The sequence below is a fragment of the Actinomadura citrea genome (genome assembly GCF_013409045.1).
Taxonomy (GTDB): domain Bacteria; phylum Actinomycetota; class Actinomycetes; order Streptosporangiales; family Streptosporangiaceae; genus Spirillospora; species Spirillospora citrea.
On sequence record NZ_JACCBT010000001.1, the window covers coordinates 5,488,554 to 5,513,481 of the forward strand.

Sequence of the window (24,928 nt, forward strand, 5' to 3'; positions counted from 1 at the left end):
CCTCAGCGTAGATGCCGGGGGCTGGGTGGAGGAGTTCAACGCGGCGTTCGCGCTGATCGCGGGACGGTTCGCCCGGGTGGGACCGCGGAAGCAGGCGCGGGCGTTCCTGCTCGGTCTGCTGTCGGATGTGGAGTCGCGTTCGTGCTGGCAGCCGGCAAAGCAGGCCGGAGACCGCAGCCCGCACCGGATGCAGCGGCTGCTGGGCGAGGCGCGCTGGGACGCCGATGCGGTGCGTGATGACCTGCGCGGCTATGTGGTCGACGAGCCGGGTGCCCCGGACGCGGTGCTGATCACCGATCGCGCCCCGGCGCCCTCGTGAACGACCGGATTCGTCCAGCCGGCCGGTCCTGTTGAGGGCGCTGCCGAGGTTGTTCAGAGCCAGATCTTCGCGGCGCGGTTCAGAGCAGCTGCGCCGTACCAGCGGGCCTTCCCGGGGCGGTCGGACGGTTGGACGTAGCAGCGGCGACGTTCGGGTCACGATCACCCACATAGCCCGCCAGTGTCGCGGGTCGTCCTCTCCCTGCTTGGCGCGCTTGAATCAGACCTGATCGGCCTGTGCGCCGTCCATGGCTATGCCCCATAGTCAGGGATGCGCTGCGACCGCGCCGGCCCGGTGAGCCGGTGAGTGCGCCAACCCGGTCGGCTACTCCGAAAGAGGGGCGGACAGCCTGGTCGGTGGACCCGTGTCGTCGGGGGCCGGGTACCACGGGGCGAGCAGCCGGTCCATAAGGACGTGAAGGTGCGCGCGGAATGACTCGACGACCTCCGGCTGAGCCGCGTCCTTCATCCCCTGATAGTGGTTGAGAATTCCCGAGCCCAGGAAGCCGTGCACGCACCAGACCATGGTGCCGAGGAGGTAGTAGGTGTTGACGTCCGGCGGGACCGCGTCCCTTATCCTGCGGGCGGCGAGTTGGATCAGCGGCCGGGCGTACTGATCCTCCATGGTGGAGAAGTCGGCGGCGTCGGCCACCCAACGGTGTGCCCACAGTGCGCGGTTCTGCGGGTTCGCCACGTGGAAATCGAGATAGGCGTCGACAATCTCGTGCACCGCTGACCGCGCGGAATCCGACCGGGACGCGGCCGCTTCCAGCATTTCCCGTTCCGCTTCGAATGCCTGCCGCATGACCTCCTGGTAGAGAGCACGCTTGTCTCCGGCCACCTCGGCGACAACTGCGGAACCGACGCCGAGGGCGTCACTGATCAGCTGCAATGAGGTCCCGTCATAGCCGAGTTGCCCGAACAGGCGGGTGGCGACCTCAAGGACGTGTGAGCGCGCGATCTCATCCGACACAGTTTCACGCTACGCATTGCTCGGTGAGGCAGAGCCTGCGCCAGGGCAAGAGCCCGGCACGAGAGGGCAAAGTCGACGTTGAGGCTTCCGTAACGCAAACGTGTGAGGACGTTGGCCATCGCATGGCCAGGGTTGCGCCAGACGGGCCCGGTAGGTGCGGCGGGAAACCAGCTCGGCGTTGTCGCATCCCCGCCGCGACCTAATCGACGGGCTGAGCTGCGAAGAGTTAGGGAAGTGAGGGGCCCTCGGCGGGTCAGGCACCAGGTCCAGAAGCAACCGTACGGCGCCCCCGAAGCGTGCCCGCGATCAGTGCCCGAAGGTTGCGCCTCGGAGCGGACTGCGATCCAGCGATCAACACGCCCCTATGTCAGGTGGGCCGCATCGGTGTCTTCCGGAGAACGGTCGTCCAGAAGATCGATGGGAGGCAGGGCCGCTGCCACACGAGCGGCGGTCTCACGAAGCCAGATGTGCGCCGCATCCTGGGTGTGGACGGGATGCCACCACAGCGCCTCCTTGACGGGCACGGCCTCGAACGGGCACGGCAGAGTCCGCACCTGTGCGACCGGGCTCATCAGCCGGGCCAGGCGACGCTGAATCAGCGCGACCCGTCGGGTTCCTGCGACGAGGCTCGGCAGGAGTTGGAAGTTCTGGACCGACACCTCCATGCGGGGTTCCAGGCCCAGCATGCTGAGCTGACGGGCGGCGGGCGCGTCGTAGGGGCGCTGGTAAACGACCCAGGGCTGTCGAGCCAGGTCGTCCATGGTGAGAGCGTCGCCGATGTCCGGATGGTCGGCGGCGACCAGGCAGACCCATTCGTCCCGGTACAGCTCGACGGTGGGGAAGCCGCTGACGATGCCGTGCGGCATGAGCAGCCCGTCCACGCCACTGAGTACGGCGTCGGTCGCCCCGGTGATCTCTTGCCCGACCTGCTCGAACACCAACCGGGACGCGGGCGCCTCGGCGTGCAGCACGCGAGCGAGCTCGGCGCCGAACACCGCGATCGCGTAGTCCGAGGCGATGATCCGGAACTCACGCCGTTCGGTGCGGGGGTCGAACTCCGCGCGGCTGGTGAACAGCCGCTCCAGCAGGGCGCACGCGGTCGTACAGGGCACTACCAGCGCGGTCCCGAGGGGGGTCAGGTCGTAGGCGTTTCCCGTCCTGACGAGCAGGTCGTCGCCGAAGTGCCGACGCAGCCTGGCGAGCGCGGCGCTGGCGGCCGGCTGGCTGAGGCCGATCCGCTGCCCGGCCCGTGTGACGTTGCGTTCCTCCAGCAGCGCCCGCAGCGCGACCAAGAGATTCAGGTCGAGGCTGGCGAGATCCATGACTCCCCATCCACTGCATCGATGGTAACCATCTAACGAATCTATTTCCCAAATTCGGCGCTCTGCCACAAGGTTAGGGCAGACTCCGAGAGGAAACCCCGTGGAAACACAACCGCCCCATGCCGGGCCGTTCGCGGTCGGCATGTTCTCCGCCGGAGACGGTCCGGCGTTCCCCGGTCTCGTCAGGGACGATCGGGTCCTGGATCTGCGCACCGTCCCAAAGCTGTGGGCCGGGCCGGGCGAGGAGCCGACGACCCGTGCGCTGCTGGGGCGCTGGGACACCGCGCTGCCGCTGCTCCACGCTGCCGCCGACTCCCTGAACGATGAACACGGCGAGCGGCACTCCCTGCCCGCGCTACGCGTGCACGCTCCCGTCGAACCTCGGCAGATCCTCCAGTCCGGCGCCAACTACCGCACCCACGTCATCGACTTGGCGCTGGCGCACGAGCCGGCGGATGGACGGCCCGCCGAGCGGGTACGGGCGGAGACGGCCGCGATGATGGACCGCCGCGCCGCCGAGGATCTGCCGTACATGTTCATCGGCCTGCCGTCCTCGATCACCGGTCCCCATGACGATGTGGTGATCCCCGACTGGTGCGCCAAGCCGGACTGGGAGCTGGAGCTGGCCGCGGTGATCGGCCGCCCCGCCCACAGGGTGCCTGCGGACCGGGCGCTGGAGCACGTGGCGGCCTACACGATCGCCAACGATCTGACGGCTCGCGAAGCGGTGTTCCGCCGGGACATGCCGGAGATCGGCACCGACTGGCTGCGCGCGAAGAACCCGCCGACGTTCACCCCGCTCGGCCCATACCTCGTTCCCTCGGCGTTCGTGGGTGACCCCGGCGACCTGCGGATCACGCTGCAGCTCAACGGCGAGGTCATGCAGGACGAGTCCACCAAGGACATGATCTTCGATGTGGCGCGGCTGGTGGCGTACGCGTCGCAGACCGTGCGGTTGCTGCCCGGCGACCTGGTACTGACCGGCAGCCCGGCCGGCAACGGCATGCACTGGGGGCGGCTGCTGCGGCCCGGCGACGTCATGGAGGGCGCGATCACGGGTCTGGGCGTCCAGCGCAACCAGTGCGTGGCGGAGGGCGCATGATGCTCGATCGCACGGACCCCGAGGGTGCCATCGCCGAGGCCGCAGCCAAGTACTCCAACTGGGGGCGCTGGGGCGAGGACGACGTCCTTGGCACGGTGAACTTCATCGACGAGGCGAAGCGGCGCGAAGGCGCTGCGCTCGTTCGGCGCGGCGTGTCGTTCTCGCTATCGCAGCGGTTCGACATGGACGGCCCGCAGAAGGGCTGGCGCCGCCGTACCAACCCGGTGCACACCATGCTCGACACCGGGGTGGACGCGGCGCTCGGCAACCAGGGCTTCCCGCATGGCATCGGCGGCGCGGACGACGTCGTCGCGATGCCCCTGCAGTGCTCCACGCAGTGGGACGGCCTCGGCCACATCTTCGACCACGGTATGGCGTGGAACGGGCGTTCGGCGGAGAAGGTCGTCACGTCCGAGGGCGACCTGGTCACCGGAATCGAGCACATGGCGGCGCCGGTCGCCGGGCGTGGCGTCCTTCTGGATGTGGGGCGCGTCGCGGGTGAGGACGGCGAGCTGCGCGATGGCTTCGCCATCACCGAGGAACATCTCCAAGCGGCCATCGACGCGCACGGCGTGACGGTCGGACGCGGCGACATCGTGTGCGTCCGCACCGGGCATCTGACACGGGCTCGCCGGAACGGGTGGGGAGACTACGCGGGCGGTCCCGCGCCGGGCCTGTCATTCACCACGGCCGGCTGGCTGCACCGCACCGAGATCGCCGCCGTCGCCACCGACACGTGGGGGTTCGAGGTGCGGCCGAACGAGTTCGACGACGCGTTCCAGCCGCTGCACCAGGTCGCGATCCCCAACATGGGCCTGCTCATCGGCGAGCTGTGGGACCTGGACGCCCTCGCCGTTCATTGCGAGGCCGACGGCGTTCATGAGTTCTGGCTGACGGCCGGGCCGATCCCGGTCACCGGCGCGGTCGGCGCCCCCGTCAATCCCATCGCGGTGAAGTGAGGTCGGCATGGCAGCTGTAGGCAACGTCCTGATCGTCGGGGGCGGCACAGCCGGGTCGGCGTTGGCGATCCTCCTGGCGCGGGGCGGCGTCGCGGTGGACATCGCGGAGATCATGCCGGACGCCACCGCGCTCGGCTCGGGGATCACGCTGCAGGGCAACGCGCTGCGGGTCCTGCGCGACCTCGGCGTGTGGGAGCGGGTCAGCGCGTCCGGGTACGCATTCGACGTGCTGGGGCTGCGAGCGTCAGACGGGACGCTGATCGCGGAGATCCCCGACACGCGAACCGGTGGCCCGGACCTGCCGGCGACACTCGGCATGAACCGGCCCGAGCTGGCCGCGGTGCTCGCGGAGGCGGTGCGGGACGCGGGCGCGACCGCTCGGTTCGGCCTGACCGTCACCGAGCTCGACGACTCCGGCGACCGGGTCACCGCGCACCTGTCCGACGGATCGACCAGCACGTACGACCTGGTCGTGGGCGCGGACGGCATCCGATCCGCGGTGCGGAGGCTGATCGGGATCGACGCGTCGCCGGTGCCGACGGGGATGGGCATCTGGCGGATCCATACGCGCCGTCCCAGGGACGTCGAGCGCACCGACCTGATCTACGGTGGGCCGTGCTTCATCGCCGGGTACTGCCCGACCGGCCCCGACACGATGTACGCCTACCTGGTGGAGAAGGCGCGGCCCCGCGAGTCGGTCACGGACGCCGACAAGCCGTCGCACATGCGCGCGCTCGCCGAGGGGTACGGCGGCGCCTGGGACGAGGTGCGCGCCGACATCACCGACCCGGACCGGATCAACTACACCTGGTTCGAGTCGCTGCTGGTCGACCGTCCGTGGAACCGAGGCCGGACCGTCCTGATAGGGGACGCCGCGCACGCATGCCCGCCGACGCTCGCGCAAGGCGCGGCGCAGTGCCTTGAGGACGCCGCCGTCCTCGCCGAACTGCTCCTGGGCGCCGACCGGCTGGACCAATCGCTGTTCGACGCGTTCATGGACCGGCGGTACGAGCGCGCGAAGGCGGTCGTCGAGGCGTCGGTGCAGCTCGGCGAATGGCAGCTGAACCCGTCCCCCGACGCCGATGTCCGCGGCCTGATGGGCCGTATCAGCGCGATCGTGACGGAGCGGCCGTGAGCATCCCCACCGTCGACGTGCACGCGCACGTGCTGCTGCCACAGATCGAGGAGACCGTCGCCGGCGCACCCGGCCACGCCGAGCACCGAGAGCTGGACGCCCGCCGCAACGGCCCGGCGTCGGTGCAGGCCAGCGGCAAGATGATCGGTGAGCGGATCGAGCGGCTGACGCGGGCCGAGGCACGCCTTGCGGACATGGACGCCGCCGGGGTGGACGTACAGATCGTCAGCCCGTCGCCCTCGCACTACCACTACTGGGCTGCACCCGACCTGGCACGGACCGTCTACCGGATGGCCGGCGAGGCCACCGCCGAGCACTGCGCCAAGGCCCCGGGCCGGCTGCACGGGCTCGGGCTCGTCCCACTCCAGCATCCGGACCTCGCCGTCGAGGCTCTCGACCACGCGCTGTCGCTCGGGCTGAAGGGCGTCGAAATCTCCTCCCACGCACCCGGCCGCGAGCTCTCGGACCCGGAACTGGAGCCGCTGTGGGCGCGGGCCGCCGCGTCCGGCGCGGTGGTGTTCCTGCACCCGTTCGGCTGCACGCTGGACGAGCGGCTCGACCGGTACTACCTGTCCAACATCGTCGGGCAGCCGGCCGAGAACGCCGTCGCGCTCTCCCACCTGATCTTCTCCGGCGTCCTGGACCGGCACCCCGGCCTGAAGATCGTCGCGGCGCACGGCGGCGGCTACCTGCCGACCTGCCTCGGCCGCGCCGACCACGGCTGGCAGGTGCGCTCCGAGTCCCGCACCTGTGCAGAACCGCCGAGCCGCTACATGCGGCGGATCTGGTTCGACTCCCTCGTCTACGACCCGGGCGCGCTACGCGCGCTGATCAGCGCGGCGGGCGCGTCCCAGATCGTCCTGGGCTCGGACCACCCCTTCGACATGGGCGTGGACGACCCGCTCGACCGGCTGCGCGCCGCCCTGCCGCCCGGCGACGAACTGGACGCCGTGCGCGGCGGCAACGCCGCTACCCTCTTCGGCCTCAAGGAGCAGTGATGCCCGACCGTCTCATCACCCATCTGCGCCATGTGGACCTCGCCGTCCCCGACTACGACCGGCAGCGCGAGTTCTACGCCGGTGTCTGGGGCCTCACCGAGGTCGCCGGCGACACCGGCATCTCCTTCCTTGCGGCGGAGGGTTCGCCCGAGCAGTACGTCGTCCGGCTGCGCAGGGCGGACGAGAAGCGTCTCGACCTGGTGTCGTTCGGCGCCGCGTCCCCAGCCGACGTCGACGCGCTCGCCGAACGGCTCGGCACGGCCGGCGTCACGATCGTCGCGGAGCCCGGCAGGCTGGCCACGCCCGGCGGCGGCTACGGGATCCGGTTCTTCGACCTCGACGGCCGGACCGTCGAGGTGTCGGCGGCCGTCGCCGTCCGCGAGCACCGCAGGCTGGAGGAGCGGGAGGCGGTCCCCGTCCGGCTGTCGCACGTCGTGCTCAACGCCCCCGACCTGGACGCCACCCGCGCCTGGTACGAGACGCACCTGGACTTCGCGCTCAGCGACACCCTGACCTCCCCGCACATGGGCAAGGTGATGCACTTCATGCGCTGCAACCCGCAGCACCACAGCATGGCGATCGCGAAAGGACCGCACACGTCGCTGCACCACGTGTCGTTCGAGATGCGGGGTCTGGACGAGTACATGTTCGGCACCGGCCGGCTGCTGCGCGCGGGTGTCCGCATGATCTGGGGACCGGGACGTCACAAGGCCGGCGACAACACGTTCTCCTACTTCCTGGACCCGCACGGCAACACCGTCGAGTACACCACCGAGCTGGAGAGCCTGGACGAGGACGCCTGGCATCCGCACCTGTACGACTTCTCCGACCCCGACGTCACCGATCAGTGGGGCACCGCGAACCCGATGAACGAGCTCGTCGCCAAGGAGTCGTTCAACGACCCCGACCGCGGCGTCTTCGTCGCCCCGCCCGTCTGAGCCGCAAGGAGCCCCATGCGTCTCGCCACGTACCTGCACCAGGGCGCCCGCCGCTGCGGCGCCGTCGAGGGCGACGACCGGATCCTGCCGTTCCCGGACGGTACCGCCCTTCTCGACGTCGTCGCCTCCGGTTCAGTGCCGGAGACCGGCCCGGCGATCCCGCTCGCGGACGTGCGGCTCCTGCCGCCGCTCGAACCGCCGTCCGTGCGGGACTTCGTCGCGTTCGAGGAGCACGTCGAAGGCGTCCGGAAGGCCGTGGACGGTCTGTCCGGCGTCCCGGACGCCTGGTACGACGCGCCGACCTTCTACTTCTCCAACCCGCATGCCATGGTCGGCGCGCACGACGACGTGCCGCTGCCGCCCGGGTGCCACGACCTCGACTTCGAGCTGGAGGTCGCCGCGGTCATCGGGCGCGCGGGCGCCGACCTGTCCCCCGGGCAGGCCCGCGCCCACATCTTCGGCTACACGATCTTCAACGACTGGTCGGCGCGCGACCTGCAGTCACGGGAGATGCGGGTCGGCCTCGGCCCGTGCAAGGGCAAGGACTTCGCCACAACGCTCGGGCCCTGGCTCGTCACCGCCGACGAGTTGGAGCCCTACCGCGACGCGGACGGTTTCCTGCGGCTCGTGCTGACCGCCGAGGTCAACGGCAAGGTCGTCGGGCGGGACCTGCTGTCGAACATGGGCTGGCCGTTCGAGGACCTCGTCGCCTACGCCTCACGCGGCGCCCGGCTGCGGCCCGGCGACGTCCTCGGCTCGGGGACCTGCGGCAACGGCGGCTGCCTCGCCGAACTATGGGGCCTTGCGGCTGAGCAGACCCCGCCGCCGCTCACACCCGGCGACACCGTCACGCTGACCGTCGAGGGGATCGGCACCGTCTCCAACACGATCGTCCCGGGAGTCGCTCCGGTGCCGATCCCGCGCGCCCGCAAACGCACGCGGGAACGTCCGTGAAGCGGGTCGCCGGCAAGATCGTCCTGGTCACCGGCGCCGCACGGGGCCAAGGCGATGATCGTCGGCAAGTCCGAGAACGACCGCCCGGTCGCGCCCGGTCCGCCGCTGAACAGGATGTCGAAGCAGTACCACGGGCGCCCGCGCGTGCAGGCGCGGGCGCCCGCACACCGGACGCCAGTTCAGGACCACGAAGTCGCCCGGCGCCACCTCGGTCACACCCTCGCCCACCGACTCCACAACCCCCGGGCGACCTCGTGCCCGAGCAGGAACGGGAACTCGTCGTTGATCTCGCGCTCGCGGTTCGGGTTGGTGAGATGCGTCGGGCTGTATGGGCGCCGCTGTGGGTAGCGGTGGAGTGGAAGGCCGCCGTCCTGATGCCGAGAAGGCATGCCCGGCACTGCTGGCTACCGACCGGCCTGGTCCGCGATATCCCCCTTGGGTGTGGTCAAGAGGCTTTGGGAGGTCTAGTCGTCCGAGGGGAGTACAAGCTTCTGCAAGGAGTTTCGTAGGTGCTCGGCGGTCTTCGGGGTGAGAGGCTCCAGGAACTCGCGCTCGGCTTTGTCGTTTGCGTCGATGGCCAGGCGGAGGGTGGCGCGGCCGGCCTCGGTCAGTTCGACTACGTTGCGGCGGCGGTCTTCCGCGTGCGGGTGACGTGACACCAGGCCCTTGCCCTCCAGGGCGTCCAGCATCGCGACCATCGTGGTGCGGTCGATGCCCAGCCGGCGCGCCGCTTGCTGCTGGGACGCCGGTTCACGGCCCGTGAGGGCGAGCAAGATGCCCAGTTCGCGCCCGTCGATGCCGTACGGCTTCACCGCGTTCGCGGCCAGCTCGGCCATCCGAAGATGCGCATGCTTGAGCAGGTAGACGAGGTTCCTGCTCAGCTCGGGGCCCGGCCCATCACTGCTAGACACGGAGGGATTCTATCGATAACCTGATCGTCAGTAATACTGATAATCAGCAAGGCGACAGGAAGAAGTGAGGGCAATGATCCTGGTCACCGGAGGTATGGGATTCATCGGCTCCCACACCGTGCGGGCACTGCTCGACCTCGGCGAGAGCTGCGTGCTGGTCCAGCGCCGGACGGGCGAGCTTCCGGCGGATCTCGCAGGCGGGCGGTCGGTGGCGGAACAGGCCGACATCACCGACCTGAGCGCATTGCTCGACGTCGGCGAGCGTCACGACATCACCGGCATCGTGCACCTCGCGGGCTCGATGCCCTGGCCGCCTGATTCCGAGCAGCCCGTCGAGGCGGCGCGAAAGGCCCTGGACGGCCTGTTCAACGTCCTGCAGGCGGCCCAGGACTGGGGTGTGGACCGGGTGGGCGTCGCGAGCACGATCGGTGTCTACGGCGGTCTCGCCGCCGAGGGGCCGCTCGGGGCCGGCGAGGGCCCGCTCAGTGAGGACATGCCGCTGTCGATGACCTCAGCCCACCTGATCCCGACCTTCAAGAAAATCGGTGAGCTGCTCAACGCTCACCTGGCCGACGCCGCCGCCATCGATGTCGTCAACTACCGCATCTCCGGCACCTGGGGTCCGCGAGACCCCCATGGCGCGTTGTTCTTCGCGGCTCCCGAGCTCGTCCATGCCGCCGTCCGCGGAACCGAGCCGGACCTGTCCACGCTCGCCGGGCCCGCGCACGCGGAAGATTCGATCGACCTGTGCTACGTGAAGGACACCGCCCGGGCGATCGCGCTCCTCCAGCTCGCGGACCGGCTCGACCACCGCACCTACAACGTCGCGTCCGGACGCGCGACCACCAACGCCGAGATCATCGCCGCGATCAAGCACGTGGTACCGGACGCCCGGGTCGAGCTGCCCACCGGAGGGGACGCCCGCCAGAACTACCTCGACATCACCCGGCTCCAAGACGACACCGGCTACAAGCCCGAATATGACACCGAACGCGCGGTCACCGACTACATCGCCTGGCTGCGCGCGGGCAACGAACACTGAGCACCATCCGGGCGCCGTGGTGTGCGCAATGGTCACAGCGGTCCGCCGAATCGCAGCAGAAGACCGCGAAGACCGGGTCGGTGTCACCACGGTGTCGGGTACTCGGCGGTGAGCTGGTCGGCGGTGGACCAGTGCGTCGTAGCCGGCTCCCCGAGCGACCGGTTCGTGGCAGAGTGGCGGGATGTCTGGCGCGCGGTACGGGATGGATGCGCCCTACGGGTTCAGCTTCGTGGGCTTGGTCGTGCTGGGGTTCTGGGTGACCGGGCTGGTGATGGCGGTCACCGCCGATCTGGCCGCCGCGCTGCCCGCGCTGGTCTCCGGCACCCTGCTGGCGGGATGCCTGGCCCTGAGCCTGCACGCCACGCTGCGCGGCAAGTTCCTGGTCTGGCGAGACGTGCTGGACGAGCTGGACCTGCGTGGCGACGAACGGCTGCTCGACCTCGGCTGCGGACGCGGCGCCGTCCTGTTGGCCGCCGCCCGGCACCTCCCGCAGGGCCGGGCGGTCGGCGTGGACCTGTGGCGCGGACGGGACCAGTCCGGCAACACCCCTGCGGCGACCCTGCGCAACGCCCGCGCCGAAGGCGTCGCCGACCGCGTCCACGTGCAAGGGGGTGACCTGCGCAGACTCCCCTACGCGGAGGCTAGCTTCGACCTGGTCGTGTCCAGCCTGACGGTGCACACCATCTTCGGCGCGGACGCCCGCGCCCAAGCGGTCGGCGAGGCGTACCGGGTGCTGCGGCCGGGCGGCCGCCTGCTGATCGCCGACCTGGCGCGGACCCCCCGCGAGTACGCTGCGGTGCTGGCCCGGCTGAACGCCCAGGACATCCGCGTGCGCGGCCTCGGCTGGCGCGCGTGGTGGGGCAGTCCGTGGGTCCCGACCCGCCTGCTCACCGCCCGCAAACCGGCCACCCCCTGAACACACCTACCGGCACGATCCAGGCCCCGTGGTCACCTGGCGTCCGACGAGGTGCAAGAAGGTGGCGGTTCCGCAAAGGCCGATGCCCCGTCGGCTCCTGGCAGCGTCGGCGAGTCACCCACCGCTTGGCCGATCAGTGTCGCGTCTTCCACCGGCACCGTGGCCCTAGGCCGCCTGCTTACCGGGTACCGGGGACGGCCGGTCACGGGAGTGGTCGCCGGGACGCTCATCGCCGCGCCGGCCGTGCGGACGTTCGTCCAATAGTGGGGCATGCGAGATCCAGAACGGTGGCGATGCGGTCCAGCGTGCTGATCGGTGGGGTGTAGGGCAGGCGCAGGTGGTGGGAGTGGGTCGCGTCGGCCGCGAATGACGGCCCCGGGGAGAGTTCGAGTCCGTGGGCGCGGGCGCGCGTCGTGACGAGATCGGCCCGCATGGTGGTCAGGCGCAACCAGAGCGCGAGCCCTCCGGGAGGAACCGTGAACCGCCAGCGGTCGTCTCCGGCCAGCAGCCCGCTCAGGTGGTCGCGCTGCCGTCGCAGGACGGCCCGCCGGTCGCGCAGCAGCGGTTCCAGGTCGCGCAGGAGTTCGATGGCGACCAGTTGCTGGGTCGGCGCCGCCGACAGCGGTTCGCACAGGGGATGGCGAGCCAGCACGCCGACGAGCGCGGCGGGCCCGCGGATCCAGCCGACCCGCAGGCCGGCCCAGATCGTTTTGGCCGCCGACCCGATGAGGATGGAGCCGGGTATCCGCTGAACCGGTGCGGGGGTGTCGCGCAGGTCGAGGTCGCGCATGGTCTCATCGACCACCACGGTCACGCGATGCCGTTCGGCCAGCCGGGCCACGGTCCGCCGGACGGCCTTCGGCATGAGCGCGCCGGTCGGGTTCTGGAAATCGGGGACGAGGTAGGCCATCCCGCCTGTGGCGGTCCGCAATGCGTCTTCGAGCTGGTCAAGGTCCCAGCCGTCCGCGGTCACCCGGCAGCCGACCAGGCGCGTGCCGATGGCCCGGAAGCCGGCCAGCGGATCGAAATAGGTGGGGATCTCCACGGCCACGGCCCGGGGACGCAGATGCGTCGACAGCAGCGCCAGAGCCGAGCGCGTACCCGAGGTGATCAGTATCTGTTCGGGACGCGTGGCGAGCCGCTCCCGCGTGTAGCGGTCCGCGATCAGTGATCGCAGCTCAGGTAGCCCCGGACCGGTCTCCCCGCTTTCGGCCAGGACCGGTCCGGAACGCTCGGCCGCTCTCAGCACGGCCCGCTGATAGAGCGCGTGCGGTGCCGCCGGAACCGCCCTGCGGAGGTCGATGGCGCCGTCCTCGCCAAGGGCCGAGGACGGCGCGATGCGCGCCGTGGCCTCCGGCGGAAGCCGCAACGTGCTCGCGCTGCCGCGGCGGGTGTCGACCCGTCCCTCGTCACGCAGGATGCCCAGCGCCGCGATCACCGTGCCGCGGCTGACGCCGAGTGCCGCGGCGGCACGCCGTTCGGCGGGCAGCCGGGAGCCGACCCGCAACCGTCCGTCCAGAGTCGCGTCGCCGACCGCGTCGGCCAGCGCTCGCGCCAGGCCGGCATCCGGTCTGCGCCATGCGCCCAGCGCGGCGGCCAACTGGTTGTCCGTGATGTGCACTAGTCCAGTTTGCCGGTATTGGACCAGTATTCTGCGCCCTGCTCCGGATACCGTCCACCTGGAACCACGGAAATCGGAGCCCTCCCATGCATCCACGCCTCGCCGCCGATCTCGCAGAACTGCCGGCACTGCTGGAGGCGACTCGCCTGCAGGCGACCGAGATACTCGGTCGTCTTGACGAGCAGCCGGTCGTCCCGCCGCTGCGCTTGCCCGCCCCGGAACCGCTCCCTGAGGAGGGAGCCGGGCTGACAGGGGCGCTTGCGGAGTTCACCCGCACGTGGGCCCCACTGTTCTCGGCGAGCCCGGGTCCCCGCTACCTGGGCTTCGTCACCGGTGGCGTCACGCCGGCCGCCTTGGCGGGCGACTGGTTGACCGCGGCCGCCGACCAGAACCCCGCCTCGGCGCTCGATGGCGCGGCACCCGAACTCGAACGCCGGACGATCGACTGGCTGCGCGACCTGTTCGGCCTCGGCGCCGCACATCAGGGGACGTTCGTCAGCGGTGCGACCATGTCCAACACGGTGGGCCTGGCCATCGCCCGCGAGTGGCTCGGCGATCGCGCGGGCGTCAGCGTGGCAGAAGAGGGCGCGTCGGCATTGGGGCGAGTCACCGTCCTGTCCGGCAGCCCGCACTCGAGCATCGCCAAGGGCCTGTCCATGCTCGGCCTGGGCCGCAGCGCGCTGATCCCCGTGCCGGTCGTCCAGGGCCGAGAGGCGGTCGACCTCGTCGCCTTGGAGCAGGCATTGACGCAGGTGGACGGCCCCTGCGTCGTGGTCGCCAACGCGGGCACGGTCAACACCGTGGACTTCGACGATCTCCGCGCCATCACCGCGTTGCGGGAGCGCCACGACTTCTGGCTGCACGTCGACGCCGCCTTCGGAGGCTTCGCGGCGCTGTCGCCGGACCACGCGGCCCTGGTCGCCGGACTCGACGCCGCCGACTCCATCTGCATCGACCTTCACAAATGGCTGAACGTCCCCTATGACAGCGCCGTGCAGTTCACCCGCCGCCCGGATCTCCAGGTGCGGGTGTTCCAGAACGCCGCCGCCTATCTCGGTCCGCTCGGCGACACGCCCGACCACGTCCACCTCACGCCGGAGAATTCTCGGCGCCTGCGCGCCCTCGCCGCCTGGTTCACACTGCGCGCCTACGGACGGGACGGGCACCGCGAGATCGTCCAGCAGAACATCACCTGCGCACGCGCCCTGGGCGAGGCGATCAAGACGATCCCCGGACTGCGCCTGCTGGCACCGGTTCGCCTGAACGTCGTCTGCTTCACCCTGGCCGCGGACCCCACCGCCGAGCGACTCGCCGATCTCGCCGCTGAACTGGCGAAGGAGGCCTTCCTCACCCCGACCACCTACGCGGGGGTCCCCGCACTTCGAGCCGCCTTCAGCAATTGGCGCACCACCCGAACCGACGTCGACCGGATCACCGAGGCCCTGAAGCGCTGCCTCGACAGTCCGTCATAGGAGCCGCGCACGACGGGCCGAGCCGGCCCCGCATCACTGTGCCTGCCGAAATTCACGTCCGTGCAGGTGAGAAGCACAGGGCGGCGGGCTCCGACGCGGGGCCCGGTCAGTCTCAGCGCCAGCGCCGCTGCACGCGGTCCCCTGGCGCATGTCCGCCCGGCAGACAATCGCATCAGCCGACCTCCGAAAATCTCTGCCAGACGAGATAGATTTTCGCGGCGGGTTGGGGTACTGTTCCTGTCATCGACGAGGAACAAGTCCAGCAGACGCGGCAGAGGATGAACTGCCCGTACAGATGGATGACGCGGGCCGGGCGTGCCGGGGTCACAGCAGTGGAAGGGACTCCGGCAGCCGGCCTCGCAGGAGGCGGCCAACGGGCCGCCGGCAGTACGGACGCAAGTGTCAACAACACAAGTAGTGCAGGTAGGGAAGACACGGAAGGAGGGTCTCGGCACCATCGGGATCGCCCGCCAGCGGCTCCAGTCACGTCGCGCGGGTACCGCAGCCCCACAGATTGGACGGTGGTCTACGGTCACGCATCCGCGATCCCCGCGCCCCCGCCTCTGGCGGTCGGCGTGGACAAGGACCGGCCACAGCGCCGGATAGATGGTGTTGTACCTCATGGCCCCGGCGCCGCCCTTTGGCGCCGGGGCCCGTCGTTTTCCCTGAGCGCATCCTGCACCTACACCCCAGCGACAGTACGGAAGGCTTTGTGAGAGCACCTCAGCCGGTTCGATCCGGCACCCACCCAGCGCACCACGACCCGCGTTCCGCCCAGCCCGGCCCGGTGCGAGACGATCTCGGCACCGGGCTCGACAGCAAGCTGGACGATGAGGACTATCCGGCTTACAGCATGGGCCGGGCCGCCGAGATCCTCGGCGTCACCCCCGGGTTCCTGCGCAGCCTGGACGCCGCCAAACTCTTCGCTCCGCAACGCTCGCCCGGCGGCCACCGCCGCTATTCCCGCTACCAACTGCGCCTGGCCCAACGCGCCCGCGACCTGGTCGACCAGGGCACCGCACTGGACGCGGCCTGCCGCATCATCATCTTGGAAGACCAGCTCGCCGAAGCCCAGCGCATCAACGCCCAGCTCCAGCAGCGCATCAACGCCGACCCCGAACGACACTGATCCGCCCATGACCAACGCCAGGATCGAAGCCCCCCGGCGCCCGCCGTGGACATCTACCTGTCGCCGGCGGGCGACGAGGTCATCGCGACGGTGACCGCCCACGGGTCCGGTTTCGACCCGGCGCCGTGCCCCACCCGCTGGCTCCTTGCTCCCCTCGGGACTACCCGGCGGCCCGCCCGTGCCAGATGTCTGGACCGGGCGGGCCGTTGAGCATGGCCGTTCCTCCTCAGCGCGGGCTGGAGGAGACGGGCGGTGCGGGTTCTTCCTGCCGCGGCCCGCCCTGCCGTGCCCGCCGCGTGGCGATCAGCGGAAAGGTCAGGCACGCGGCGGCCAGCAGAAGGGCCGACGCGGCCGTCAGGGCGGTGGTGTAGCCGTGCACCGCGGCCGCCTCCGGCCGGGAGTGCGGACGGGAGACCAGGTAGGCCGCGGCGGCGCTGGCTGCCAGAGTGTTGAGCAGCGCGGTGCCCAGGGCGGCTCCCATCTGCTGGGCGGCGTTGTAGGCGGCCGACGCGGCTCCGATCTCATGTCCGTCCATGCCCTCGGTGGCCAGGGCGGCCGTGGGGGGCATCACGCACCCGAGGCCGAGCCCGGTGAGCACGAGCGCGGGAAGCAGGTAGGCGGCGAAGACGTCCGTGTCTCCCGCCGGCAGGCGGGAGAGGACCAGCATCCCGGCGGCCGCGGCCAGCAGGCCCGGGACGATCAGCACCGCGGGCGGGACGCGGCCGTGCAGTCGCCCGGCGATGAGCACGGACCCGGCCAGCGTGGCCAGCGCGTTGATGATCAGTGTCAGGCCGGCCTGGACCGGCGAGTAGCCCAGCACCGTCTGGGTGTAGTAGCTCATGAACAGGTAGAAGCCGAACATCGCCACGAACATCAGGGTGATGGCGAGGAACGCGCCGCCTCTGGCGCGGTGCAGCAGGATCCGCGCCGGCAGCAGCGGGTGGACCGCCCGGACCTCGACGGCGACGAACGCGGCCAGCAGCACCGTCCCGCCTGCCAGCAGTGCCTGTACCTCGGCCGAGCCCCACCCCAGTGATTCGGCCCGGTTGAACCCGTACACCACCGCGGCGAATCCGGCGAGGCTGAGCAGCGCGCCCGGGACGTCCAGCCGCCCCCGGTCGGCGATCGGCCGATCCGCCGGGACGAACGTCACGCCGAGCGCGGCGAGCAGCGCGACGGGCACGTTGATGTACAGGCACCAGCGCCAGCCGGTGTACTCGGTCAGCAGGCCCCCGGCGATCAGGCCGATCGCCGAGCCCGCCGCGCCGACCGCGGCGAACACCCCGAACGCCCGGCCGCGTTCGCGTGCCCGGGTGAAGGTGGTCGCCAGCAGCGACAGCCCGGCGGGCGCGAGCACGGCGGCGAAGCATCCCTGCAGCGCCCGCGCCCCGAACAGCATCGGCGCGCCCACCGCCGCGCCGCCCAGCGCGGACGACGCCGCGAAGCCGGTCAGCCCGATCAGGAACGTGCGCCGGTGGCCGACCGCACCGCTGATCCTGCCGCCGATCAGCAGCAGTCCCCCGAAGGCGAGCGCGTAGGCGGTGATCGCCCATGTCCGGTTCCCGTCCGACATCCCGAGGGCCCGCTGTGCCGACGGCAGCGCGATGTTCACGATCGTCCCGTCCAGGACCACCAGCAGCTGCGCCGCGCTCACCACCGCCAGCGTCCACCACCGCCGTCCCCACGCTTCCTCTTGCCCGTCGCCGGGCGCCTGCGGTCTCTTGTCTCCGATATCCATGACTTCCAGCGTTTCGTTGAAGTCGTTCCGGAGACTTCTCGCCGCCCGCGGCTCGTCCAGCAGGGCCGGCGGCCGACGAACTTTCAACCTGCCTTCGAACCCTCCCCGCGGCAGGGAGGGTTCGAACTCCGGCTCAGGCGGGGCGCAGAGGGATCGAGGCGAGTTCGGCCGGGTCGACGACGATGGCGTGCCTGCTCATGGCGACCCTGCTGTACTTAGCCGGGATGGCCGGGCCGTACGCGCTGACCGGCGTGTTCAGCCTCAACGACGCCACCCCCGTCCTGGCGCTGATGCTGGGCCTCGCCGTCGGCATCGACTCGCTGTCCATGCTCCCGCTACCGGCAGCACCTCCTGGAAGGCCGGGACCCGCGGGAGGCGGCCGGACTCGCCATCGGCACCGCCGGGTCGGCGGTCCTGTTCGCCGGCGCGCCCGTGGTCATCGCCGTGGTCTGCGGAGATGGCCCGAGCCGGGCCCGCTAGCTGTTCGCACTCGGGTGGGCCCGGGCGTGGCCGAGATAGGTGACGATCGGCCTGCCCTCCGGTTCGAGCACGAAGCGCGTCACACTCGGGATCGCTTTGTCGTCGATCTTTCCCTTCCGGCGGGCGACGGTGGCCCGGACCAGGTCGAGCACGTTGGCGGGCTTGAAGGAGCAGATCTCCTCGTTGCGCAGCCCGTGGGCGGCGAGCGCGGCCGCGACCTCCTCCGGCGTCCGCAGGCGGGCGGCGGTGTAGCGACCGCGCGGCATGATCCGAGTCTGCGGCAGCGTCTGGAAGGCCACGAGGTAGATCAGCCGTGAGACCGGCGTGCGGTTGACGGTGTCGTAGAACAGGACGCCGCCCGGGCGCAGCAGCCGGGCGGCGTGCGCGACGACCCGGTCGAGGGCGCCGGTGATCTCGAAGGTGTCGGCATGGAAGACGACGTCGAAGGACCGGCCGGCCAGACCGGGATCCTCCGCCGGCGCGGTCAGGTACTCGACGCCCTCCCCGGCGGCCGCCTCCACCGCCATTGCGGTCGCCTCGGGCGAGGGGTCCAGCGCGACCACTTCCAGGCCGAGGCCGGCCAGCCCCCGGGCGAGCAGCCCGCGCCCGCTGCCGACGACCAGGGCGGACCGCCCGGCCGGTGCGATCCCGAGGCGGCGCAGGACCGAGCCCACGTACTCCAGCCGCACGTCCTGGAACGTGAGGGCCCGGATGTGGCGCCCGTCGATGGCGCCGGCAGCGCCCGAGTCCAGTTCGATGATCGGTCCCATGCCACCCTCCATTGAGTTCCCTGAGGGAACTCACTCTAGTCCCCTAAGGGAACTTGGGTAGGCTCGGGGGGTGACCAGGACCTCGCTCACCGACGTCGCGTGCTCGATCGCACGCGCCACCGACCTCTTCGCGGACGCGTGGACGGCCCTCATCATGCGCGACGTCCTGGTGGGCGTGACCCGCTTCGACGACCTGGCCCGCGACCTCGGCGTCTCGCGCAAGATCCTGGCCGCCCGGCTCTCTCGGCTGGTGGAGGAGGGCGTGCTGGTCCGTGAGCGCTACCAGGACCATCCGCCTCGCGAGCATTACCTGGCGACGGAGAAGGGCAAGGACCTCTACCCGGTCCTTCTCGCCCTCATGCGCTGGGGTGACCGCTGGTACGGGCAGTCCGGCCCGCCCGTCCGCATCCGCCACCTGGAGTGCGGCCACGACACTGAGACCGTCATGGCCTGCGGCCACTGCGGCCGCGAGCTCACCGCCGACAACACCACTCAGCTCCCCGGCCCCGGTGGCCGCGCCGGCCCTGGCACCCGTGTGATCGGCCCCCTCATCGCGTCCCGCGAAGCCCCGGCCTGACCCCCGCACCGCCCCCACCGCCGGAGCCGCCGAGTTGCGCCGCCGTCCGGGTCGCCTCGGCGGCGTCGTTGGTCGCGGAGGTGACCGTGGAGAGGACCGCGCTGAGGGCGGCGGCGCCGTCGAGGAGGGCTTTGGAACGAGCCGCGAGACCGGCGTCTCTGGCGTCCAGCGCGGAGGCGACGTCCTCCGTTCCGCGGGCGGCTCGCAGTTCCGGCATCAGCGCGCGGAGGGACGCGATGCGGTGACCGGCCTGGCGCAGCTGGTGCACGACCCGCGCGTCGCGCACCTGGGCCGGTGTGTATCGCCGCGCTCCTCGGACGGGGCCGCGGTCGGGGACGACGAGGTCCTCCGCATCCCAGTGCCGCAGCGTCGAAGGGCGCACGCCGAGGGCGGCGGCGAGTTCGGAGACGCTCATCGCGTCCGAGGCTCTCACGTCCCCGACCGGCTCGTCGGAGATCGCCTGGGCCGCCTCCCTGGCCTGCCGCAGCCTCGTCCGCTCCGCGTCGAGCCCGGCATGCGCCGCGTCGAGAAGGACCAGGACGTCCGGGGCGGGGAACCGGTGGGCGGCCCGGACGATCTTCTTGGCCTCGACCGGGCCGGCGCCCGCCGCGAGGGCGCGGTAGGCGAGCGCGGACTGCACGTGCGGCTCCCCGTAGACCCGGTACCCCGTGGCCGTCCGCACCGCCGGCGGCAGGACGCCGTCGCGCTCTAGATTGCGCACCTGCTGAACGGAGTATCCGGTACGCCGCGCGACGTCGATGGTCCGCAATCCGCGCGATTTGAGACCTGACACCCCGGCATCCTCGCAGCATCGGCCAGAAGTCTCCACAAGCACTTGAATGGAACGCTGGAGCACATGACCATGGACGAGATCATCGGCTTCGTGGACGGCCTCGACGGCGTCCTCACCTTCAGGCCCGCCCCCGGCGACGGCTCACCGGAGATCAGCTGGGGCGACACGTTCTTCTACTACTCGCCCGACGGCGTCGTCCCGGCGACGACCCAGCCGTTCGCGACGATCGTGACCAAGAACTACCCCGGCGACGAGGCATCGCGCCTGGACCGGCCGGAAGCCTTCCGCGTGAACGTCTCCCCGGGCAAGGAGACGTTCATCCGGTGGACCGGGCACGAACCACGCGAAGCGGCCACCGCGAAGGCCGACCCCAGCGCCGCCGACACCGTGATCGCCCACCCCGTCTACGGGACGATCGGCTGGCTCGCGGTGGTGAACCCCGGCCCGCGGACCGAAGCGGCGGTCCGGGATCTGCTGAGCACGGCTTACCGCCTCGCACGCTCGCGCTATGAGCGGCGCGCGGACGCCGCCCGGTAGCCGATCTGCTCCGAGCCCGCCCGTGAACGCCCGTCAACGGCCATCGGCAGGCTTGGGAGGGGAAGGAACGGGCCGACGGTCGGCCAGCCAGCGGGCGCACCGCGTACTCGGTCGCGGCGGTCGCGGGTTCTTTCCAGCCGGACAGGTCCAGCGTCCACAGCGCGGCCGCGGTGACCGCGATGGCCGTTGGAGCCGCGCCCAGGCTCGGGCCGAGCCCGTCGCGACCCGGAGATCAGCAGGAGGACGGCCAGTCAGCACAGACCCGCGCCGACGGCCGCCGCGCAGGCGAGTTCCGACGCGTACAGCGGGGGCCCGCCCCGGAGGCGCGGTCGCCCACCGCAGGATCGCCACGCACTCGCCAGCCACCAGAGCGTTCCCCGCCGGCAAGGGCAGGGCGGCGGGTGCCGGGCCGCCCGCCCGGCTCCATGCTCGAGATGCCCTGCGCGATCCACCGCGCGCCGACGAACAACACGACATTGGGCAGATGGGCGGGAACCCACGCAAAGAGGCGGTCCGCGCCGCCGCGGCAACAGCCCGGGATCGAACGTCGCCGGTCCGCCTGAGCGTTCAGCGAGAGATCCAAGACGTCCATCGTTCTCCTTCGACACTTCGCGAGCGATTCACACCGAGGGTTCTTCCGGGCCTCCGGGGCCGACCGGACCTGGCCGCGAGCGGTCACCGGCTCTTAAGGCAAGCCGAGCGGTGCGGTTCTCCCTCCCGCGGGTTCACTGGTCGACGTGCTCGGCCGCGGTCGTCGGGAGTGCGAGCATCACGAGTGCCGCCACGACGTAGAGCGCCGCAGAGATGATGAGGACGATGCTGAGCGCGTGAGCGTGGTCGGCCGGTCCCGGTGTTCCGGTTGTCGATTCGGTGACGGCGGTGAAGAAGACGGTGCCGAGGACGGCGATGCCGATGGCGCCGCCGATCTGGTTGACGGTGGAGAGCACGCCGCCCGCGGCGCCGGCGTTGCGTCCGGGGATGCCGGCGAGGACGACGTTGACGAGGATGGGGGCGGCAAGACCGAGTCCGAGGCCGCCGATGAAAAGGGCGAGGGCGAGGGGCCAGTATCCGGGATCATCGCCGTTTCTGATGATCGCCCACAGGACGAGCTGGGATGCTGCGATGGTGAGCGAGCCGGTGATCAGCAGGGCTCTCCCGGCCCTGGCGGCGAGCGCGACGCCGAGTCCTGAGGTGGTGATCGAGCCGAGCGCGTAGGGCAGGATCACCAGGCCGGTCTCCCACGCGGTGCGGCCGGTGCCGTTTTGGAGGTAGATCGACAGGGTGAGGAAGAACGATCCGATGCCGCCGAAGAAGAGCACGGACGTGCTCAGGCCGATCGCGAAGGCGCGGATTCGGAGCAGAGCCGGATCGAAGACGGGTTCGTTCCCGTGTCCGGTGAGGCGGCGCTCGTAGGCGAGGAAGATCCCCAGCACGATGATTCCGGCGGCGAGGAGTGCGTAGCTGGTCCAGGTCCATCCCCAGGTCTCGGTCTGGATGATCGGCAGGAGGAGGAGCAGGATGCCCGAGGCCGCGAGCAGCGCGCCCAGGAGGTCCAGGCGTGCGGTCGAGGTGGAGCGGGACTCCGGCAGAACCTTCGCGCCGATGACGAGCGCCAGGATCGATACGGGCACGTTGATCCAGAAGATTGTGCGCCATCCCAGGTCGAACAGGTCGCGGTCAACGAGCAGCCCGCCCAGCAGTGGGCCGGCGACCGACGCGAGTCCCTGGACCGCCCCGTAGGCGCCGAACGCCTTGGTGCGCTCGCCCGGAGCGAACGACGCCCGGATGATCCCGAACACCTGCGGGACCATGATCCCCGCAGTCAGTCCCTGCGCGGCGCGCATGCCGATGAGCATTCCCGGATCGGTGGCCAGCGCGCAAAATGCGGAGGTGAGCATGAAGCCGGCCAGCCCGATCATGAACAGGCGTTTGCGGCCGTACTGGTCGCCGAGCCGTCCGCCGGTGATCAGGCCCGCCCCCAGGGCCAGGACGTAGGCGGCGATCGTCCACTGGAGTTGGGCGTCGCCGGCCCCCAGGTCCTGGGCTATCGCCGGGGCCGCGACGGTGACGATCGTCGCGTCGAGAAGGTCCATGAAGGAGCCGAAGAGCACCACCAGGAGTGCCGCGCTCGCGCCGGCGCCGGAGACGAGCGCTGAGGAGACGGCGGGTGCATGTGCGCCCTTTGGAGGGTTGTGTGGAGCGGTCATGCCGGCCACGATGACCGCTATAGTTGCCATCGAGTGACCGCTTTAGGTGGGGAGGATCGGTGGCCGCCACCTCCGCGCGGGCGCTCAAGCTGCTGTCGATCTTCGGGATCGGCGCGACCCTGACCGCCGACGAGCTCGCCACCAGGCTCGGGACGTCTGTGCGGACCGTGCGACGCGACATCGACACGCTCAGAGAACTCGGGTACGAGATCGAGGCCGTGCGCGGAGCGGGCGGAGGCTACCGGCTTGGCCGCGCCACCCGGTTGCCACCGGTCGTCTTCGACGAAGACCAGGCCGTCGCGGCGGCCGTCGCGCTCCAGACCGTCCCCACGATCCTGTCCGGCATCCGCGAGAACTCGGCCCGAGCCCTCGCCACGCTGCAGCAGGCGATGCCCGCCCGCAGCCGTATCCACGCCGAAGCATTCACCGTCTCCGCGGCGCGCAACTACTGGGAGTTCCCCGCCGCACCCATCGACGCCGAGATCATCCGCGTCATCGGTCGCGCGATCAACCGACGGCACATGGTGTGCGTGGACTACACCGGCGATGACGAACCGACGACGCTCACGCTGGAACCGCACGACCTCGTCGTGTGGGCGGCACGGTGGTACCTCGTCGCGTTCGAACCGGACGCGAGCCGATGGCGCGTGATGCGAATCGACCGCCTCGAACCACGCATGCCGACGGGCAGGACCTTCGAACGCCGCGACGTCCCGCACGGCGACCCGGTCGCATTCGTCATGAGCACGCACGACCGCGGCGACACCCCAGCCGAATGGCCATGCCGCGGGTCGGCGCTCGTCGCGCTACCGGCCCCCGTCGTCGCCCGGTTCGCCCCCGGCGGATCGACGGTCGAGCACGAAACCGACTCCAACTGCCGACTCACGCTGGGCGCGTGGTCATGGGCAGGATTGGCAGGACTGCTCCTGACTTTCGACGCTGACCTCACCGACATCGAACCGGCAGAACTGAGGCAGGCGCTGCGTTCCTTGCGCACCCGCATCGACGAAGGACTCAGGCGCGCCATGTGAGTTCACTGGGATGTGTCGAACATCGCCCTCCCTCGCTCGTGATCGAGGTTCCCCCGTAGCACGGACGACAGGGATGAGATGGGTCAGGTCGTGATCAAGGCGCGGTGTTCGGAGCCGGCCGGGTGAAGCGATCCGGCGGACGGGTGGACGCCGGATGTGCGGGGACTGACCGAGAGACCATGCGCTGGAGGACACCCTTGAACGCTTTCTAGATCGCCTTCGAGGGCCGCCTCACCCCAGCCACCCCCTGACCCACTAGCAACCAAGATCAGCCGTTGGATCGACACACCCCATTCAAGGCCCTTTCAGGGGCGTGGGCCGGTGCCGTGCAGCAGGGTGTCGATGATGCGGGCGGCGAGGGTGTCGGGGTCGGCGTTGTCCGGGCCATGCAGGGATTCCCCGATGAGGGCGTAGTAGACGCGGCGCACCCAGTCGAGGTCGGCCGCTTGGTCGATGAGCTTGTCGTCTTGGGCCCGCTTCAGCACGGTGGTGCAGCGGCGGGCGATGTCCTGCTGGATGGCGGCGGCCTCGCTGCCCGGGTCTGCGGGCAGTTCCAAGGCGAACGCCCAGGCGCTCTTGACCTGGAGGACGTTGGCTGTGATCCGGTGCATCGCCACCAGCGGCGGGGCGGTGTCCGGCCTGCCGTCGGCCACCGCCTGAGCGAGTTGGCGGGCTGCGGACGAGGCCAGTGCCTCGATCAGCGCCTGGCGATTGGCGAACCGCCGGTGGACCGTCGTCCGGGCCACTCCCGCGGCCGCGGCGATCTGCTCCATGGACGCGCCGGGCTCCTTGGCGAGCACCTGCTCGGCCGCCTCCAGGATCGCGCGCACACTCCGCTCCGCGTCCGCCCGCAACGATCGGGCCGCTGTCTCCTCCATCGCGCCTCCCATTAGGCCGCTTACCCACAAACACAATACATCCTGGCCACAGGGTTGCCGATACCTGCAACATAACTGTTGCAGGTAATCGGGTTTCTGTTACTCTTCCGTCCGAGTTACCCACGAC

General features: G+C 70.7%; 25 protein-coding genes and 1 pseudogene. 15 read left to right on the forward strand and 11 right to left on the reverse strand.

The features are described from left to right. The first annotated feature begins 25 nt into the window (after positions 1–25). Positions 26–319, forward strand: a complete 294-nt coding sequence (locus BJ999_RS25500) for a transposase (protein ID WP_179835633.1) — start codon at positions 26–28, stop codon at positions 317–319. A gap of 324 nt (positions 320–643) precedes the next feature. Here BJ999_RS25500 and BJ999_RS25505 read toward each other — a convergent pair whose 3' ends face one another. Together BJ999_RS25505 and BJ999_RS25510 are read right to left on the reverse strand one after the other, a co-directional pair. After that, positions 644–1,291 carry a TetR/AcrR family transcriptional regulator gene (locus tag BJ999_RS25505; RefSeq protein WP_179835634.1) on the reverse strand — a complete coding sequence of 216 codons (648 nt, stop codon included), beginning with the start codon at positions 1,289–1,291 and terminating at the stop codon, positions 644–646. 362 nt (positions 1,292–1,653) lie between these two features. After that, the gene (locus tag BJ999_RS25510) at positions 1,654–2,613 is read right to left on the reverse strand and encodes a LysR family transcriptional regulator (RefSeq protein ID WP_179835635.1); all 960 of its coding nucleotides are present in this window, start codon (positions 2,611–2,613) and stop codon (positions 1,654–1,656) included. 100 nt (positions 2,614–2,713) lie between these two features. Between BJ999_RS25510 and BJ999_RS25515 the strand changes: the two genes are divergently transcribed. From BJ999_RS25515 to BJ999_RS25540, 6 genes are read left to right on the forward strand one after another with little or no spacing between them, the layout of a single operon-like run. Next, a complete protein-coding gene (locus BJ999_RS25515; protein ID WP_229810359.1) occupies positions 2,714–3,715 on the forward strand; it encodes a fumarylacetoacetate hydrolase family protein in 1,002 nt (333 codons plus the stop codon). Further along, a complete protein-coding gene (locus tag BJ999_RS25520) occupies positions 3,712–4,674 on the forward strand; it encodes a cyclase family protein (protein WP_179835636.1) in 963 nt (320 codons plus the stop codon). Before BJ999_RS25515 ends, BJ999_RS25520 begins: the two co-directional genes overlap by 4 nt. Before the next feature lie 7 nt (positions 4,675–4,681). After that, positions 4,682–5,809, forward strand: a complete 1,128-nt coding sequence (locus tag BJ999_RS25525) for an FAD-dependent oxidoreductase (protein ID WP_179835637.1) — start codon at positions 4,682–4,684, stop codon at positions 5,807–5,809. Next, positions 5,806–6,807 carry an amidohydrolase family protein gene (locus BJ999_RS25530; RefSeq protein ID WP_229810358.1) on the forward strand — a complete coding sequence of 334 codons (1,002 nt, stop codon included), beginning with the start codon at positions 5,806–5,808 and terminating at the stop codon, positions 6,805–6,807. The genes BJ999_RS25525 and BJ999_RS25530 overlap by 4 nt, the downstream gene beginning before the upstream one ends. Further along, positions 6,807–7,745: a VOC family protein gene (locus BJ999_RS25535; protein WP_179835639.1), complete on the forward strand. Its 939-nt coding sequence runs from the start codon at positions 6,807–6,809 to the stop codon at positions 7,743–7,745. The genes BJ999_RS25530 and BJ999_RS25535 overlap by 1 nt, the downstream gene beginning before the upstream one ends. A gap of 15 nt (positions 7,746–7,760) precedes the next feature. Next, positions 7,761–8,699 carry a fumarylacetoacetate hydrolase family protein gene (locus tag BJ999_RS25540; protein ID WP_179835640.1) on the forward strand — a complete coding sequence of 313 codons (939 nt, stop codon included), beginning with the start codon at positions 7,761–7,763 and terminating at the stop codon, positions 8,697–8,699. 116 nt (positions 8,700–8,815) lie between these two features. Here the strand turns inward: BJ999_RS25540 and BJ999_RS42355 are convergent. After that, positions 8,816–8,998: pseudogene (locus BJ999_RS42355) on the reverse strand (alcohol dehydrogenase catalytic domain-containing protein); the annotation flags it as partial. Positions 8,999–9,163: 165 nt separating this feature from the next. Then, on the reverse strand, positions 9,164–9,610 hold the full coding sequence (locus BJ999_RS25550; protein ID WP_218935222.1) for a MarR family winged helix-turn-helix transcriptional regulator: 447 nt from the start codon (positions 9,608–9,610) through the stop codon (positions 9,164–9,166). Between the two features lie 73 nt (positions 9,611–9,683). On the opposite strand from BJ999_RS25550, the gene BJ999_RS25555 reads away from it, so the two are divergent. Further along, positions 9,684–10,652: an NAD-dependent epimerase/dehydratase family protein gene (locus BJ999_RS25555; RefSeq protein ID WP_179835641.1), complete on the forward strand. Its 969-nt coding sequence runs from the start codon at positions 9,684–9,686 to the stop codon at positions 10,650–10,652. A gap of 181 nt (positions 10,653–10,833) precedes the next feature. Beyond that, positions 10,834–11,568, forward strand: a complete 735-nt coding sequence (locus BJ999_RS25560; protein WP_179835642.1) for a class I SAM-dependent methyltransferase — start codon at positions 10,834–10,836, stop codon at positions 11,566–11,568. A 226-nt stretch (positions 11,569–11,794) separates the two neighbouring features. On the opposite strand, the gene BJ999_RS25565 is transcribed toward BJ999_RS25560, so the two are convergent. Beyond that, entirely contained in the window at positions 11,795–13,189 is a 1,395-nt protein-coding gene (locus tag BJ999_RS25565) for an aminotransferase-like domain-containing protein (RefSeq protein WP_218935223.1), read from the reverse strand. An 86-nt stretch (positions 13,190–13,275) separates the two neighbouring features. On the opposite strand from BJ999_RS25565, the gene BJ999_RS25570 reads away from it, so the two are divergent. Continuing rightward, positions 13,276–14,661 (forward strand): pyridoxal phosphate-dependent decarboxylase family protein, encoded by a 1,386-nt coding sequence (locus tag BJ999_RS25570; RefSeq protein WP_179835643.1) that lies wholly within the window; start codon positions 13,276–13,278, stop codon positions 14,659–14,661. 853 nt (positions 14,662–15,514) lie between these two features. Beyond that, on the forward strand, positions 15,515–15,790 hold the full coding sequence (locus BJ999_RS25575) for a MerR family transcriptional regulator (RefSeq protein WP_179838809.1): 276 nt from the start codon (positions 15,515–15,517) through the stop codon (positions 15,788–15,790). A gap of 226 nt (positions 15,791–16,016) precedes the next feature. Here the strand turns inward: BJ999_RS25575 and BJ999_RS25580 are convergent, their stop codons facing one another. Then, positions 16,017–17,528 carry an MFS transporter gene (locus BJ999_RS25580; RefSeq protein WP_179835644.1) on the reverse strand — a complete coding sequence of 504 codons (1,512 nt, stop codon included), beginning with the start codon at positions 17,526–17,528 and terminating at the stop codon, positions 16,017–16,019. A 133-nt stretch (positions 17,529–17,661) separates the two neighbouring features. Beyond that, positions 17,662–17,856, reverse strand: a complete 195-nt coding sequence (locus tag BJ999_RS42360) for a hypothetical protein (protein WP_229810357.1) — start codon at positions 17,854–17,856, stop codon at positions 17,662–17,664. Between the two features lie 23 nt (positions 17,857–17,879). Between BJ999_RS42360 and BJ999_RS42365 the strand changes: the two genes are divergently transcribed. After that, positions 17,880–18,008: a hypothetical protein gene (locus BJ999_RS42365; protein WP_244984432.1), complete on the forward strand. Its 129-nt coding sequence runs from the start codon at positions 17,880–17,882 to the stop codon at positions 18,006–18,008. Here the strand turns inward: BJ999_RS42365 and BJ999_RS25590 are convergent. Beyond that, a complete protein-coding gene (locus BJ999_RS25590) occupies positions 18,005–18,778 on the reverse strand; it encodes a methyltransferase domain-containing protein (protein WP_179835645.1) in 774 nt (257 codons plus the stop codon). The two genes, BJ999_RS42365 and BJ999_RS25590, sit on opposite strands and share 4 nt — an antisense overlap. 70 nt (positions 18,779–18,848) lie before the next feature. On the opposite strand from BJ999_RS25590, the gene BJ999_RS25595 reads away from it, so the two are divergent. Continuing rightward, positions 18,849–19,355, forward strand: coding sequence for a winged helix-turn-helix transcriptional regulator (locus tag BJ999_RS25595; protein ID WP_179835646.1), 507 nt, complete (start codon positions 18,849–18,851; stop codon positions 19,353–19,355). Here BJ999_RS25595 and BJ999_RS25600 read toward each other — a convergent pair. Next, entirely contained in the window at positions 19,327–20,148 is an 822-nt protein-coding gene (locus BJ999_RS25600) for a MerR family transcriptional regulator (RefSeq protein WP_229810356.1), read from the reverse strand. The two genes, BJ999_RS25595 and BJ999_RS25600, sit on opposite strands and share 29 nt — an antisense overlap. A 63-nt stretch (positions 20,149–20,211) precedes the next feature. Here BJ999_RS25600 and BJ999_RS25605 point away from each other — a divergent pair, with 63 nt between their 5' ends. Beyond that, positions 20,212–20,685 (forward strand): DUF6194 family protein, encoded by a 474-nt coding sequence (locus tag BJ999_RS25605; protein WP_179835647.1) that lies wholly within the window; start codon positions 20,212–20,214, stop codon positions 20,683–20,685. A 725-nt stretch (positions 20,686–21,410) separates the two neighbouring features. On the opposite strand, the gene BJ999_RS25610 is transcribed toward BJ999_RS25605, so the two are convergent. After that, positions 21,411–22,892, reverse strand: a complete 1,482-nt coding sequence (locus BJ999_RS25610) for an MFS transporter (protein ID WP_179835648.1) — start codon at positions 22,890–22,892, stop codon at positions 21,411–21,413. Positions 22,893–22,951: 59 nt separating this feature from the next. Between BJ999_RS25610 and BJ999_RS25615 the strand changes: the two genes are divergently transcribed. Then, complete coding sequence (locus tag BJ999_RS25615; RefSeq protein ID WP_179835649.1) at positions 22,952–23,923, forward strand: helix-turn-helix transcriptional regulator; 972 nt, start codon at positions 22,952–22,954, stop codon at positions 23,921–23,923. Between the two features lie 305 nt (positions 23,924–24,228). On the opposite strand, the gene BJ999_RS25620 is transcribed toward BJ999_RS25615, so the two are convergent. Continuing rightward, a complete protein-coding gene (locus tag BJ999_RS25620; RefSeq protein WP_179835650.1) occupies positions 24,229–24,801 on the reverse strand; it encodes a TetR/AcrR family transcriptional regulator in 573 nt (190 codons plus the stop codon). Positions 24,802–24,928 lie beyond the last annotated feature (127 nt).